The following is a 12,986-nucleotide window of genomic DNA, read 5'->3' as shown; positions in this document are numbered from 1 at the left end:
CAGGTTTCAGGTTGAGCGCGTTTCTCACGATCCTGCGCGATCCGGCCCTGCGCCTGATCGCGCTGGCGTTCCTGTCGGTGTCGACTTTCGTGGCGTCCATCGGCCCTTACCAGTCGCTGATCGCCGTTCAGGTCTTCGGGTTCGGCGATGGTGAATATGCGCTGATCTACATGGCGGGGTCGGTCCTGTCGCTGGTGGCGGCGGTGACGGTCGGTATCGTCAACGACCGCACGGCAAAGCGGCGCAACACCGCGCGTCTGGCGGCGGCGGCCGGTCTGGTCGGGGCCTTCGGCGTCGGTCTCTGGCAGACGCCGGCGGCTTTCGTCATTGCCCATGTGTTGCTGTTTCCCGCTTCGGCCACGCTGTTCGGTCAGTTGTTCGCCATGGCGCGGCTGGCCGGAACGGTGCACCCCGAAACCCAGCGGGTGGCGATCCAGACTGCGTTTCGCGCGATCTTCTGCCTGCCGTGGCTGACCGTTCTGCCGATCTGGGCGCTTGCATTCCAGAACGGTGCCGGGTTGCTGACCGTCTATCTGGCCTGCGGGATCACGGCGTCGGTGACGCTGGCGATCTTCCTGTTCGCATGGCCCAAGGACGGGCGGACACGGTGGAAGGATCAACGCTCGGGCCTCAGCCTGCGGGCGGCGCTGGCCGAGCTGACCCATGGCCCGGTGCTGCTGCGCGCGGCGCTGCTGGGGCTGCTGATGGGGGGCATATCGCTGTATATGATCCTGATCGGCCTGGTGCTGAGCGCGGCACCGGGGCGCGATGCATCGGATGTGTCGCTGTTCGTGGCGATCGTCGCGGGGCTTGAGGTGCCGGTGATGCTGATGCTGCCGCGCCTGGTGGCGCGATACGGGATCACGGCGGTGATTTCGGGCGGTGGCCTCGTCTATGCCGCGTTCCTGATCCTGCTGCCGGTGCTGGGGCATTCCGGCGCGGTCTGGCTGTTGCTGGTGCCCGCCGGTCTGGGGGCGGGGGTTCTGGTGTCGCAACCGTTGCTGTATCTGCAGGACTTGCTGGGGAAACGACCGGGCATGGGCGGGTCGCTGATTTCGCTGGTTCAGCTTGGCGCACAGGTGTCGAGCGCGGCCATGTTCGCACTGGGCGCGTGGATCGGCGGCTATCAGGGCGCGGCGGTGATGGGCGGAATGGCCGTGGCGGCCGGCGCCGCCTGCCTGTGGATCGTCGACCGGCGCGGCGTGCCCGTTCAGGCCTGAGGCGTCACCCAGTCGAGGAAATCGGCGCCGGCCCGGTCACGCAGTTCGACCGCCAGGTCGCGCCCCATGGCGGCCGCGTCGGCGATATCGCCGCGGCGTTCCCCGGCCAGGCATTCCGACCCGTCCACCCGGAGGATCTCCCCCCTGAGGTGCAGGGTGCCGCCGTGCAGTTCGGCCAGCGCGGCGATGGGCGTTTCGCAGGATCCGTCCAGCGCCGCCAGAAATGCGCGTTCGCCTGCCAGCCGCTGACCGGTCGGGGTGTCGTGGATCGCGGCCAGCATGTCGGCCACCCGGGTGTCGTCGCCGCGCCGTTCGATGCCGATGGCGCCCTGGGCCACGGCGGGCAGGATATCGGTGTCGGGGATCGGCTGACGCGGCACTTCGCTTGCGCCCAGACGGTTCAACCCGGCCATGGCCAGGAACGTCGCCGCCGCCACGCCGTTGTGCAGCTTCTGCACCCGTGTCTGCACGTTGCCGCGAAATTCGACGATCCTGAGGTCGGGCCGCCGGTTCAACAGTTGTGCCCGCCGTCGCAGGGACGAGGTTCCGACGATGCTGCCTTCGGTCAGATCCTGAAGCAACCCGCCGCTCAGCGACACGAACGCGTCGCGCGGATCCTCGCGGGGCAGATAGGTGTCCAGCGTCAGCCCCTCGGGCTGCAACACCGGCATGTCCTTCATCGAATGAACCGCGATGTCGATGACGCCGGTCAGCAGCGCATCCTCGATCTCGCGGGTGAACAGGCCCTTGCCGCCGATGTCCTTCAACGGACGGTCCTGGATCCGGTCGCCGGTGGTCTTGATCGGCACGACAACGAAGGCATCCTCGGGCAGATCGAAGGCGCGGGCCAGCCGGTCACGCGTTTCATGGGCCTGCGCCATCGCCAGGAGCGAGCCGCGCGTGCCGATTTTCAACGGATCGGTGGGAGAAGGCAAAGTCAGGGTCATGGGGCGGGCTTACAAGGTCCGGTCATGGCTGACAATATCGAAGCGGGCGGCATCCTGTCGGCTTGACAAAGGGGCGGGCGACCCCGACCACAGCCCCAAGCGGAAGGGGGCACCATGGCCGAGATGAAAAAACTGATGCGCGCGCTGGCGGGCGAGACGATGGAGACACCGCCGGCGTGGATGATGCGGCAGGCCGGGCGGTATCTGCCCGAATACAAGGCGACCCGGGCCGAGGCGGGGGATTTCCTGTCGCTGTGCTACAACCCCGATCTGGCGGCCGAAGTCACGTTGCAGCCGATCCGCCGGTTCGGCTTTGACGCGGCGATCCTGTTCGCGGATATCCTGCTGGTGCCACAGGCGCTGGGCGCGGACCTGTGGTTCGTCACCGGCGAGGGGCCACGCCTGTCGACGATCACCGACCGCGCCGGGTTCGACGCGCTGAAACCGGCGGATGCGGTGCACGAGACGTTGTCGCCGATCTATGAGACGGTGAAGATCCTGTCGCGTGAATTGCCGTCGGATGTCGCGCTGATCGGCTTTGCCGGCGCGCCCTGGACCGTCGCCACATACATGACCGCCGGGCGCGGCACGCCGGACCAGGCGCCGGCCCATGCGCTGAAGGACGGCAACCGCCCGGTGTTCGATGCGCTGATGGACCGGATCACCGAGGCGACCATTGAATACCTGTCGGCCCAGATCGACGCGGGGGCCGAAGTGGTCAAACTGTTCGATTCCTGGGCCGGATCGCTGAAGGGTGACGATTTCACCACCTACGCACTGGAGCCGACCCGCAAGATCATCGCGGCGCTGAAGGCGCGGCACCCGAACACGCCGGTCATCGCCTTCCCGCGCGAGGCGGGCGAGGCCTATGTCGGCTTCGCCAAGGCGACCGGCGCGGATTGCGTCGCGCTGGATCAATCGGTCGATGCGGGTTGGGCCGCGAAGAACGTGCAGGTCGATGGCTGCGTCCAGGGCAACCTGGCACCCGGCCACATGGTCACCGGCGGTCAGCCGCTGATCGACGAGGTGCGGCGGATCAAGGCGGCGTTTTCCGGCGGGCCCCATGTGTTCAACCTGGGCCATGGCATCACGCCCGATGCCGACCCTGACAACGTCGCGCTGATGCTGGAAACCCTGCGCGCCTAGTCCGGATCGGGGCGCGGCAGGAACCACACCAGAACCGCCAGCGCCCCGAACGACACCGCCGAATAGCTGACCCCAAGAAGGTAGGCATGGGAATAGGTGGCATGGGCGGCCGGGGAACCGTCGGCGGCGACCCCGCCGAGTTGGGCAAAGAAGATCTGGCCGACAATGGCCACGCCCATGGCCAGCCCGACCTGCTGAAACGCCTGCAACGCGCCGGATGCCGAACCGGAATCGCCTTCGGTGACACTGGCCAGGACCGTGTTGAACAGCGGTGAAATCGCGGTGCCCATTCCGAACCCGGCGATCAGCAGCGACGGGATGAAATCGTTGCGCACCAGGGTTTCGCCGGTGTTGGCCACCACATACCAGAGTGACGCCATGGCCACCGAGATCAGCGTGGCACCCACCGTGATCCGCAGGCGCAGCACCCGGTTGCCCAGCCGCCCGGCCACGAACGAAGCGATCAGCACGCCGATGGAAAACGGCAGCGTCGTCAGCCCCGATTCAAGCGCGCTCAGACCATAGCCGTTCTGCAGGAAAAGCGCGGTGATCAGGAAGAATCCCGGCACGCCCGAAAACAGCAAGGCGACAAGAAAGATGCCGACCAGATAATTGCGGTTGTGCAGCAGATAGGCGGGCAGCAGTTGCGCACGATTGCGGCGGGCCTGACGGTTCTGCCAGGCCGCGAACAGGAACGCGGTGGGCACGACCGCCACGATCATCGCAAAGCTCCACCAGGGCCAGCCGAACTGTCGCCCCTCGATCAGCGGAAAAACCACCAGCAAAAGCGCGGCCCCGGCCAGAAGCATGCCGACGAAATCGTTCTTCAGTTCGGGGCGCGGTTCGACCCGCGGCACGAACCGCATCGCCAGCAGGATCGCGGCGATCCCCACCGGAATGTTCACCAGGAAGATCGGCCGCCAGTCCAGCCCCCACAGGTCGGCGCCGATCAGCACACCGCCCAGCAACGGCCCGCTGACCGATGCCAGGCCGGCCGACAGCCCGAACAGCGCAAAGGCCGCACCGCGTTCCCTGGGCGGGAACAGGGCCGGCACCAACGCCAGCGTCTGCGGAATCATCATCGCCCCGCCCACCGCCTGAACCGCCCGCGCGCCGATCAGCGTTTCGATGTTGGGCGCCAGCCCGCACAGGGCCGATCCGACGGTGAACACCACCACCCCGGCCACGAACACGCGCCGTTGTCCCAACATGTCGCCGTAACGGCCCGAGGGCAGCAACAGCACCGCGAACACCAGGATATAGATCGCGACGATCCATTCGATCTGGCTGGGCGTGGCGGCGAACGCCGTCTCCATGGTGGGCAGGGCGACGTTGACGATGGTCACGTCGATCAGGTTCATGAAACTGGCGACCAGCAGGACCGCCATCGCGATCCAGCGTTCGCGCGGGGCGGGCACCGCTCCGGTGGTCGGGGCGTCGGCTTGGGTCGTGCTCATGTCGTTGGCCTTCGGAGGGTTCGGCGCAGGGCGCGCGCGTTCGCATGGCAACATGCGACGGCCGGGCGAACTTGCAAGGTCAATCGGCGGGATCCGGCCTCATCTTCGCCATGTCCCGGTCGCGGCCAGGCCCGTTTCGACGGGTATCGGGGTGACACGCCAGCCTGAAAGGGGCGCCCTCATGCCGTTTCTCATCCGCTTTCCGTTTGCCGTCCTGCGGGCGGTCATCGTGGCCGTCGCCATCACGTTCTCGGGCTGGGTTCAGGCGGTGCCGCCAGATGCGGGCGAACGACAGGCGCTGGGGCTGCCCACCGGGGCGTTGTCGGACGGCGACCGTCAGGCCCTGCGCACCCTGCGACTGGCGCGGGTGGCGGTGGACGTGGCGCCGGGCCTTGCCGTCGATCTGATCGCGCACCAGGGACAGGGCGCGGTGGCCCGCGACGAGATCGAAACCGCGTTGCGGGCGATGGCCGACGGATCCGCCAAGGCGCAGGATCCTGTCGCCACCTTGCCCCTGCGCCGGATCACGGGGGCGAAATTCGTCCGGGTCGATCCGCCCGAAGGTTAAACCCACTTGGCCATGGGCGGCAGGCTCATCAACACCGCGTTGGCGTCGTGGCCGGTTTCCAGCCCGAACTTGGTGCCGCGATCATAGACCAGGTTGTATTCCGCATAGAGACCGCGATGGATCAGTTGCGTGTCCTTGTCGGCATCGCTCCAGCCTGTGTTGCGGCGCCGTTCGACCAGCGGCAGGTAGGCTTCCAGAAACGCGCGACCGACGTCCTGGGTGAAGGCGAAATCGGCCTCCCAATCACCTGAATTGTGATCGTCATAGAAGATCCCGCCGACGCCGCGGGCGCGCTTGCGGTGGGGGATGAAGAAATATTCGTCGGCCCATGCCTTGTAGCGGTCGTATAGATCGGCGCCATGGGGTGCACAGCGCGCCTTCTGTGCGGCGTGGAAATCGGCGGTGTCCGCGGCGTATTCGATGCAGGGGTTCAGGTCGGATCCCCCCCCGAACCACCAGGCATGCGGAGTCCAGAACATGCGCGTGTTCATGTGCACCGCGGGCACATGAGGGTTCTGCATGTGCGCGACCAGCGAAATCCCCGAGGCCCAGAAGCGCGGATCGTCGGCCATGCCGGGAATGCCCTTGCGCGCGGCCATGGCGGCCTGGGCGCGATCCCCCAGGGTGCCGAACACGGTCGAGACGTTGACACCGACCTTTTCGAACACGCGCCCCCCGCGCATCACGCTCATCAATCCGCCGCCGGCGTCCGATCCGTCCTCGGACGTGCGGTGCGTTTCGCTGACGTCGAACCGGCCGGCGGGCAGGGCGGCCGTGGGGCCTGTGGTCTGGCGGTCTTCGACCCCTTCGAACGCGGCGACGATGCTGTCGCGCAGGCTGCGGAACCACGCGGCTGCGCGGTCTTTCTCGTTCGGCATCGTGTCGTTCATGTCGGGGCTCCGCGTTCGGTTGCGGGGCGCGTTGTCGGCCAAAGGCGGCCGGCTGGCAAGGGTGGCCTAGTGCATCGCGCTGTCGCACCCGTCGATCAGGGTGCGGCCGCCGTCGATGGTCAGGATCTGGCCGGTCATGAAGGCCGCGCCGTCCGACGCCAGGAACTGCACGGTTTCGGCCACCTCGGTCGGGCTGGCGATGCGCGACAGCGGGGTGTTTTCGATGATGTCGGCGCGCATGTCGGAATTGCCCTTGATCGCGCCCTTCAACGACGCGCTCATCACGCTGCCGAAGGCGACGGCATTGACCCGGATCCTGTTGGGGGCCAGCGCGACGGCCAAAGACCGCGTCGCCTGGTCCAGCGCGGCCGAGCTGACGGAGTAGCCCAGAAGGTTGGCATGGGTGCGGCGCGCGGCGATGGACGACAGGTTGACGATGGATCCGGCCATCCGGGTATCGTCCTCGGATTCCTCCGACTGCTTTATCATCCGTCGGGCGAACAGTTGCGACAGGCGCAGGCTGGTCATCAGGTTCTGTTGCAGCAGCGTCGACACGGAATCGTCGTCGAGGTCCAGCGGATCGGTCGTCAGCATCTGGCGCGAGGCGTTGACCAAGATATCGACCCGGTCGTAGGCATCGATGGTCGCGGACAAAAGGTTGGCCACCGCCAGTTTTTCGCGGAAATCGCCGGCGAACCAGCGGGCGTTGCCATCGCCATCGCGATTGTCGCCCAGTTCGGATTCCAGCCGTTCCTCGTCCATGTCGGCGAACATGACGTTGGCGCCGCGTTCGACGAAATGCCGTGCAATGGCCAGGCCGATACCGTTTGCCGCGCCGGTCACGACGGCGGTCTTGCCTTGGATTGAAAGAGACATGGGATAACTCCGTAAGGGAGAGGGCCTAGGCGCGCCGGGTTTTCCCGCGGCGCGGGCGTTCGGCATGGATCACCTTGAACGCCGGATCGTCCGACAGGTCCGTCGTCTTGACGAAGTGTTCGTCAAGCACCGCTTCATAGGGCAGATGACGGTTGGCGACCATCCACAGATGGCCGGCGGGTTTCAACAGCGCCGCCGCGGCGGTGATGAAGGCGCGGCCCAGATCGGGATCGGCGGCGCGCGCGACGTGAAATGGCGGGTTCATCACGACGTGATCGACCGGCTCGGCAGAGAAAGTGCGGGCATCGGCCCAGTGGAAGCTGGCGCGCGGATCGGTGATGGCGTGGCGCGCACACTCGAGCGCGGTGTGATCGGCCTCGACCAGATGCAGGGCGGTGACGCCGTCACGGTGCAGGATGTGGTGCGACAGATACCCCCATCCCGCGCCCAGATCGACAACGCTGCCTTTCATCACCTCGGGCAGCAGCCCGGCCAACAGGACCGAACCCCGGTCCGGTCCGTCGGCTGAAAACACGCCGGGCCGGGTGATGAAGCCACCTTCCAGAGACGTCGTCTCTGCGTGCCAGCCGGGCAGGGTGGCGCCGGTCAGGCAAAACAGCTTGCCGTGCGCCTTGGAGATCACCGGGCCGATGGTGCCCAGCGGTTTCAGCGCGCGAATCATGCTTTCGACGCCGTCGGTCTTCTGGCCGTCGATCCACACCGGCCCATCGCCCACCAGATCGACCGCCTGCGCAATGCGGTCGCGGGCCAGGTCGCGCGCCCGGGGAAGCACCACCAGCGCGGCGTCGAAGGTTCCGTCGGGGGCAACGACCACATCATGACCAAGGGCGCCGAGTGCGTCGTGATCGGGCTTCATTCCCTGCACCACCTGGACCTGATCGCCCAGCAGCGACAGGTCGTCATCGCCGCGCGCACCGAACACGCAGACGCGCCCGCCTTCGGGCAGCTCGAACAGGCCCTCTTCGCGGGCAAAGGAAAGACGGGCAGACAACATCGCCTGCCTCTATTCCTTTTCCATGGTGCATTGCAACGGATGCTGATGGCGGCGGGCGAAATCCATCACCTGCGCCACCTTGGTTTCGGCCACCTCGAAGGAAAAGACACCGACCACGGCCAGCCCTTTCTTGTGCACGACCAGCATCAGTTCGAACGACTGGGCGTGGTTCATGCCGAAGAAACGCTCGAGAACGTGCACCACGAATTCCATCGGGGTGAAGTCGTCGTTCAGCAACATCACCTTGTAAAGCGGTGGGCGTTGCGTTTTCTTCTTCGTCTCAAGGATTACGCCCGAGTCATCATCTGGCTGGTCGTTCCTGTCCGACATGGTGACTGGAGGGGTGAGCAAGCCGGAACTCCGATGGAAAGGATTGGCATTGATCGCTGTATATAAGACGTGGAACCGCGGTGAAAAGGGGGCGCAGCCCGCTGGTGGGCGAAACGTGCCGCGTTCGCGGCTCTGATGGCGCGCGCGCTGACCACGGTGGCCTTCGATGCCGACGATACGCTTTGGCACAACGAACGCTTTTTCCGGCTGACCCAACAGCGATTTGCCGAGCTTCTGGCGGATTACGCCGAGGCCGACCACCTGCACGAGCGTCTGCTGGCGGCCGAGCGGCGCAACCTCGGGCGGTATGGCTTCGGCGTCAAGGCGTTCGTCCTGTCGATGATCGAAACCGCGCTTGAGGTGACGGACCGTGCGGTGCCGGGTTCGGTGATTGGCGAACTGATCGCGGCGGGTCAGGAGATGCTGGAACACCCCATCGATCTTTTGCCCGATGTGCAGGACACCATCGCCGCGCTGTCGGGTGATTTTCGCCTGCTGGTCATCACCAAGGGCGATCTCCTGGATCAGGAGCGCAAGCTGGCGCAATCGGGGCTGGGAGACCTGTTCGACGGAATCGAGATCGTGTCGGACAAGACGCCCGCCGTCTATGCGTCGATCTTTGCGCGCCATGGTGGGTGTGCCGCCACGGGCCTGATGGTGGGCGATTCGATGAGGTCCGACGTGGTGCCGATGATCCAGGCCGGCGGTTGGGGTGTTCACGTGCCCCATGGCGCGCCTTGGGCGTTGGAACACGCACCGGCCCCACGGGAATCGACGCGCTTCGTCGAGCTGGACCGACTGGGGCGCATCGTCGCGGTTTGCCGGTCGATCAGCCAGACCGGGATGTGGCAGAAATAAGGCGCCCTAGCGTCGTGGTGGATATATGGGGGAGTCGCCGGTATCGCGGCGCCAGATATAGGAGAGCTTGACGAGTCATCCTTTAAGTCTTGGGGAATAAAGGTATTTCCCGAAGCCAGAGGTTGTGCTAGCATTCTTGCTATAATGACGGACCAGGCGACAGATCTGGCCGCGTGAGGCAGTAAAAGGCAGAAATACCGTGCAAGCACGACGGACCCCGCGTGTCCTGATCGGACTCACTCTTCTTTTGATCGGCCTGACGTCATTCGCGTCGGCCCCCGCCCGCGCCGCCCCCTATGCGGCGATGGTGATGGATGCCCGCACTGGCGAGGTGCTTCATGCAACCAACGCCGACACCCGGTTGCATCCCGCATCGCTGACCAAGATGATGACGCTTTACATCACGTTCGATGCGGTGCGTCGGGGCGAAATCTCGCTGGATACCGAGGTGCGGATCTCTCCCCATGCCGCGTCGGAACCGCCGTCCAAGCTGGGCCTGCGCGCCGGCCAGCGGATCGCGCTGAAGTATCTGATCCGCGCCGCCGCGGTGAAATCCGCCAACGACGCTGCCACCGCCCTGGGCGAGGCGCTGTCGGGCTCGGAAGACGCCTTTGCCAAGCGCATGACCCGCACCGCACAGGCGCTGGGCATGACCCGGACGACCTTCAAGAACGCCCATGGCCTGACCGAGGCCGGACACCAGTCGACTGCGCGTGACATGACCTTGCTGGGGCGGCGTCTGCTGTTCGATTTCCCCGAGTATTACAACCTGTTCTCGCGCCGTTCGACCGATGCGGGCGTGCGCACCGTCAACAACACCAATCGCCGCCTGCTGGCCGCCTATGAAGGCGCCGACGGGATCAAGACCGGTTATACCAGCGCGGCAGGCTTCAACCTTGTCGCTTCGGCCAAGCGGGGCAACGAACGGGTGATCGCCACCGTGTTCGGCGGCCGCTCCAGCGCGTCGCGCAATGCCAAGGTGGCCGAACTGCTTGACCTCGGGTTCCGTCGTGCGCCCAGCAATGCGCCGACGACCAAGCCGGACGCGCCGATGCTGGCCGGGTTGGCCGATCCGTCCCTGCAGGGCAAAACAATCCGCCTGGTCACCGCGGTGACGAAATCGCCCCGGCCCACGCCGCGCCCCGGACGGAGCGCGCCGGAACCCGCCGTCGAAACGGTCGTCGTGGCGCGCGCCGAGGTTGAAACCCTTGTTGTCGCCGCCGCGCCGGTGCCCCCGCCCCGCCCGGAAGACCTCGGCACGGCGACAGCCTCGGCCGAACCTTTGCAGCTTGAGGTGGTGACACGGCTCTCGACATCTGGCGGGCGGCATTACGGCATCAATGTCGGGCGCTACGGCTCGAAATACGAGGCCGAGCGGATGCTGCTCAAGACCGCGCTGGTCGAGATCGGCACCCTGGACGAGGCGCTGCGCAAGGTCGTCACCCGTGGCGGCGGTTACGAGGCGAACTTCGTCGGCCTGACCGAAGACCGCGCGACACTGGCCTGTCGCCGCCTGGAAGCGCGCAACATGTCCTGTTCGACCTTCGGGCCCGGCTGAAGTTACCGATACAGACGATTGTCGAAGGCCGCTCTGCCCGGGGCGGCCTTTCGCGTCGGGCGGTCAGCCCAGATAGATCTGTCCGGCGGGATAGCGCACGCGCGGTATGCTGCGGGTGGCAAGGAAAAATCCGACGGTCAGCGGCCCGACGCGGCCCAGAAACATGATGGCCATGATCAGGGCGCGCCCGAACCCGTCAAGTTCACCGGTCACCCCCATGGACAACCCGACCGTGCCGAAAGCCGACGCGACCTCGAACGCCATGGGCAGAAATTCGCCGTCGTGGGTGATCGTCATCAGGAAAACACCCATCAGGACCAGGATGATGCTGACGGTGGTCAGGGCCATCACCTTCATCACCTCGTCGATGCCCAGCGAACGCCCGAAAACGTGCAGCGAGGTCGAGCGGCGGAAAAATGCGACCGTGGCCAGCAAAAGCACGATCAGCGTCGTGACCTTGATGCCGCTGGCGGTCGATGCGCTGCCGCCGCCGACCAGCATCAGCGATATCGTCATCAACGCCGTCGCATCGTGCATCGCGCCGGTGTCCAGCGTGTTGAACCCGGCGGTGCGGGGCGTCACTGCCTGAAACCAGCTTGCCCACAGCTTGGCCCCCCAGCCGTCGAGACCGCCAAGCGTTCCGGGGTTCCACCATTCCAGCACTGCGAACGTGACCCACCCCCACGCGATCAGGCAACCCGTTCCGACCAGCATCAGCTTGGAATGCAGGCTGAGCCGGTGGAACCCGCGTTTCTGGTTGATGTCGGCCAGCACCACGAATCCTAGGCCGCCAACGATGAACAGCAGCGGGATCACCAGATTGACGATCGGATCGCCAACCCACCGCGACAGGCTGTCGGGAAATAGCGCGAAACCCGCGTTGTTGAAGGCCGATATGGAGTGGAACACCGCATGCCAGAGCCCGGGCCAAAGCCCGAATTCCGGCACGAAGACGATGGCCAGAAGCGCCGCGCCGATCGTCTCGCACAGCAGGGCGACGGTGAAGATCACCCGCACCAGCGTCGGCAGATTGCTGAGCGATGTCTGTTTCAGATCCTCGCGCAGGATCAGGCGCTGCGGCAGACCAATGGAAATCCCCAATGCCAGAAGCAGCAGGCCGGCAAACGTCATCAGGCCAAGGCCGCCCATCTGGATCAGGAACGCGATCACCATCTGCCCGAACAGCGTAAATCCCGACCCGGTGTCGACCACCGCCAATCCGGTCACCGTCACCGCCGAGGTTGAGGTGAAGACGGCATCGCTCCACGAGATCGGCTGGGTGGTCGCGAAGGGCAGTTTGAGCAGGACACCGCCCAGCATCACAAGCGAGAGGTAGAGCAGAGCCAGCATTGCCGGTGGTGGCAGACGCCGGACCCTGAACGCCCGGAGCCGCGTGCGGAAGGTGAGGGCCATCAGAGGGTCGCCGCGAAGGCCCTGAGATCGCCGCGTTGCCCCAGCAAAAGCAACCGGTCATCGCCCTGAAGCACGCAGCTGTCACCGTCACGCCCGACGAATTCGGTGCCACGCATGATTCCGACGCACCGCAGGTTGTGATTCTTGGTGTGCGGCAGGTCCGACAGCTTCTTGCCCTCCAGGCTTTCGGGAACCATGAAGTTCACAACATGAAACCCGTTGCCCAGCGAGACATAGTCGCGCACCAGCGGATTGTGCAGCACCTGCGCCACATGCTGGCCCATCTCGACCTCGGGGTGAACGATGCGGTCGACGCCCAGTTTCGACAGGATGCGGTGGTGCGTCTTGGTCTTGGCCTTGGCCCAGACCTTGGGCACGCCCAGCATCTTGAGATTGATCGACGCGACGATGTTGGATTCAAGGTCGCTGCCCATGGCCACCAGGGCCGCGTCACAATCGGCAATCCCCGCTTCGCGCAGGGCGACATCGTCGCGGGCGTCGGCGATCATGCATTGCGTCAACGTTTCGGCGTGGGCCGATACCAGCTGTTCCTTCAGATCGATTCCGATGACGTGATTGCCGAAGCGGACAAGTTCGTTGGCCACCGTGCTGCCGAAGTTGCCCAATCCGATGACGCCGAATGTTCTGCCGTTTCTGGCCACTTGGACGCTCCTGAGATGTGTTCGTGACGATCTAGCGCGGGCGCCA

Annotated in this window: 13 protein-coding genes; 5 read left to right on the top strand and 8 right to left on the bottom strand. The window is 65.7% G+C overall.

Translation table 11 applies throughout. From position 1 onward, the window contains the following. The first annotated feature begins 11 nt into the window (after positions 1-11). Positions 12-1,220, top strand: coding sequence for an MFS transporter (locus CFP68_RS03155; RefSeq protein ID WP_099824464.1), 1,209 nt, complete (start codon positions 12-14; stop codon positions 1,218-1,220). Here the strand turns inward: CFP68_RS03155 and hemC are convergent. Continuing rightward, positions 1,211-2,167, bottom strand: a complete 957-nt coding sequence (gene hemC / locus CFP68_RS03150) for a hydroxymethylbilane synthase (RefSeq protein ID WP_099824462.1) — start codon at positions 2,165-2,167, stop codon at positions 1,211-1,213. The genes CFP68_RS03155 and hemC overlap by 10 nt on opposite strands. A 114-nt stretch (positions 2,168-2,281) precedes the next feature. On the opposite strand from hemC, the gene hemE reads away from it, so the two are divergent. Next, positions 2,282-3,313, top strand: coding sequence for a uroporphyrinogen decarboxylase (gene hemE, locus CFP68_RS03145; protein ID WP_099824459.1), 1,032 nt, complete (start codon positions 2,282-2,284; stop codon positions 3,311-3,313). Here the strand turns inward: hemE and CFP68_RS03140 are convergent. Further along, positions 3,310-4,770: an MFS transporter gene (locus tag CFP68_RS03140; RefSeq protein ID WP_099825263.1), complete on the bottom strand. Its 1,461-nt coding sequence runs from the start codon at positions 4,768-4,770 to the stop codon at positions 3,310-3,312. The two genes, hemE and CFP68_RS03140, sit on opposite strands and share 4 nt — an antisense overlap. Before the next feature lie 181 nt (positions 4,771-4,951). On the opposite strand from CFP68_RS03140, the gene CFP68_RS03135 reads away from it, so the two are divergent. After that, a complete protein-coding gene (locus CFP68_RS03135; protein ID WP_099824457.1) occupies positions 4,952-5,338 on the top strand; it encodes a hypothetical protein in 387 nt (128 codons plus the stop codon). On the opposite strand, the gene hemF is transcribed toward CFP68_RS03135, so the two are convergent. The 4 genes from hemF to clpS form a co-directional block, all read right to left on the bottom strand. Beyond that, a complete protein-coding gene (gene hemF, locus CFP68_RS03130; RefSeq protein ID WP_099825261.1) occupies positions 5,335-6,228 on the bottom strand; it encodes an oxygen-dependent coproporphyrinogen oxidase in 894 nt (297 codons plus the stop codon). The two genes, CFP68_RS03135 and hemF, sit on opposite strands and share 4 nt — an antisense overlap. Before the next feature lie 66 nt (positions 6,229-6,294). Then, the gene (locus CFP68_RS03125) at positions 6,295-7,104 is read right to left on the bottom strand and encodes an SDR family NAD(P)-dependent oxidoreductase (RefSeq protein ID WP_099824455.1); all 810 of its coding nucleotides are present in this window, start codon (positions 7,102-7,104) and stop codon (positions 6,295-6,297) included. A gap of 25 nt (positions 7,105-7,129) precedes the next feature. Then, positions 7,130-8,119: a class I SAM-dependent methyltransferase gene (locus CFP68_RS03120; protein ID WP_338152795.1), complete on the bottom strand. Its 990-nt coding sequence runs from the start codon at positions 8,117-8,119 to the stop codon at positions 7,130-7,132. Positions 8,120-8,128: 9 nt separating this feature from the next. After that, the gene (gene clpS, locus CFP68_RS03115) at positions 8,129-8,449 is read right to left on the bottom strand and encodes an ATP-dependent Clp protease adapter ClpS (RefSeq protein WP_169961452.1); all 321 of its coding nucleotides are present in this window, start codon (positions 8,447-8,449) and stop codon (positions 8,129-8,131) included. A gap of 135 nt (positions 8,450-8,584) precedes the next feature. Between clpS and CFP68_RS03110 the strand changes: the two genes are divergently transcribed. Next, positions 8,585-9,307, top strand: a complete 723-nt coding sequence (locus CFP68_RS03110) for an HAD family hydrolase (RefSeq protein WP_099824451.1) — start codon at positions 8,585-8,587, stop codon at positions 9,305-9,307. Positions 9,308-9,506: 199 nt separating this feature from the next. Next, positions 9,507-10,865: a D-alanyl-D-alanine carboxypeptidase family protein gene (locus tag CFP68_RS03105; RefSeq protein ID WP_420915810.1), complete on the top strand. Its 1,359-nt coding sequence runs from the start codon at positions 9,507-9,509 to the stop codon at positions 10,863-10,865. A 63-nt stretch (positions 10,866-10,928) separates the two neighbouring features. Here the strand turns inward: CFP68_RS03105 and CFP68_RS03100 are convergent, their stop codons facing one another. Together CFP68_RS03100 and CFP68_RS03095 are read right to left on the bottom strand one after the other, a co-directional pair. Next, positions 10,929-12,278 (bottom strand): TrkH family potassium uptake protein, encoded by a 1,350-nt coding sequence (locus CFP68_RS03100; RefSeq protein ID WP_193825204.1) that lies wholly within the window; start codon positions 12,276-12,278, stop codon positions 10,929-10,931. Beyond that, a complete protein-coding gene (locus tag CFP68_RS03095; protein ID WP_099824448.1) occupies positions 12,278-12,940 on the bottom strand; it encodes a potassium channel family protein in 663 nt (220 codons plus the stop codon). The genes CFP68_RS03100 and CFP68_RS03095 overlap by 1 nt, the downstream gene beginning before the upstream one ends. Between the last annotated feature and the right edge of the window lie 46 nt (positions 12,941-12,986).

The sequence above is a fragment of the Oceaniglobus indicus genome (assembly GCF_002751875.1).
In the GTDB taxonomy this organism is placed as follows: Bacteria; Pseudomonadota; Alphaproteobacteria; order Rhodobacterales; family Rhodobacteraceae; genus Oceaniglobus; species Oceaniglobus indicus.
This window is presented reverse-complemented; position numbering and strand designations above follow the sequence as displayed.

What these genes read in the sequence shown, in the direction of transcription:
- CFP68_RS03100 (WP_193825204.1), bottom strand. Translation starts at nt 12,278, where the DNA reads ATGGCCCTCACCTTCCGCACGCGGCTCCGGGCGTTCAGGGTCCGGCGT.
- hemE (WP_099824459.1), top strand. Translation starts at nt 2,282, where the DNA reads ATGGCCGAGATGAAAAAACTGATGCGCGCGCTGGCGGGCGAGACGATG.
- hemF (WP_099825261.1), bottom strand. Translation starts at nt 6,228, where the DNA reads ATGAACGACACGATGCCGAACGAGAAAGACCGCGCAGCCGCGTGGTTC.
- CFP68_RS03140 (WP_099825263.1), bottom strand. Translation starts at nt 4,770, where the DNA reads ATGAGCACGACCCAAGCCGACGCCCCGACCACCGGAGCGGTGCCCGCC.
- CFP68_RS03110 (WP_099824451.1), top strand. Translation starts at nt 8,585, where the DNA reads ATGGCGCGCGCGCTGACCACGGTGGCCTTCGATGCCGACGATACGCTT.
- CFP68_RS03135 (WP_099824457.1), top strand. Translation starts at nt 4,952, where the DNA reads ATGCCGTTTCTCATCCGCTTTCCGTTTGCCGTCCTGCGGGCGGTCATC.
- CFP68_RS03125 (WP_099824455.1), bottom strand. Translation starts at nt 7,104, where the DNA reads ATGTCTCTTTCAATCCAAGGCAAGACCGCCGTCGTGACCGGCGCGGCA.
- CFP68_RS03120 (WP_338152795.1), bottom strand. Translation starts at nt 8,119, where the DNA reads ATGTTGTCTGCCCGTCTTTCCTTTGCCCGCGAAGAGGGCCTGTTCGAG.
- clpS (WP_169961452.1), bottom strand. Translation starts at nt 8,449, where the DNA reads ATGTCGGACAGGAACGACCAGCCAGATGATGACTCGGGCGTAATCCTT.
- hemC (WP_099824462.1), bottom strand. Translation starts at nt 2,167, where the DNA reads ATGACCCTGACTTTGCCTTCTCCCACCGATCCGTTGAAAATCGGCACG.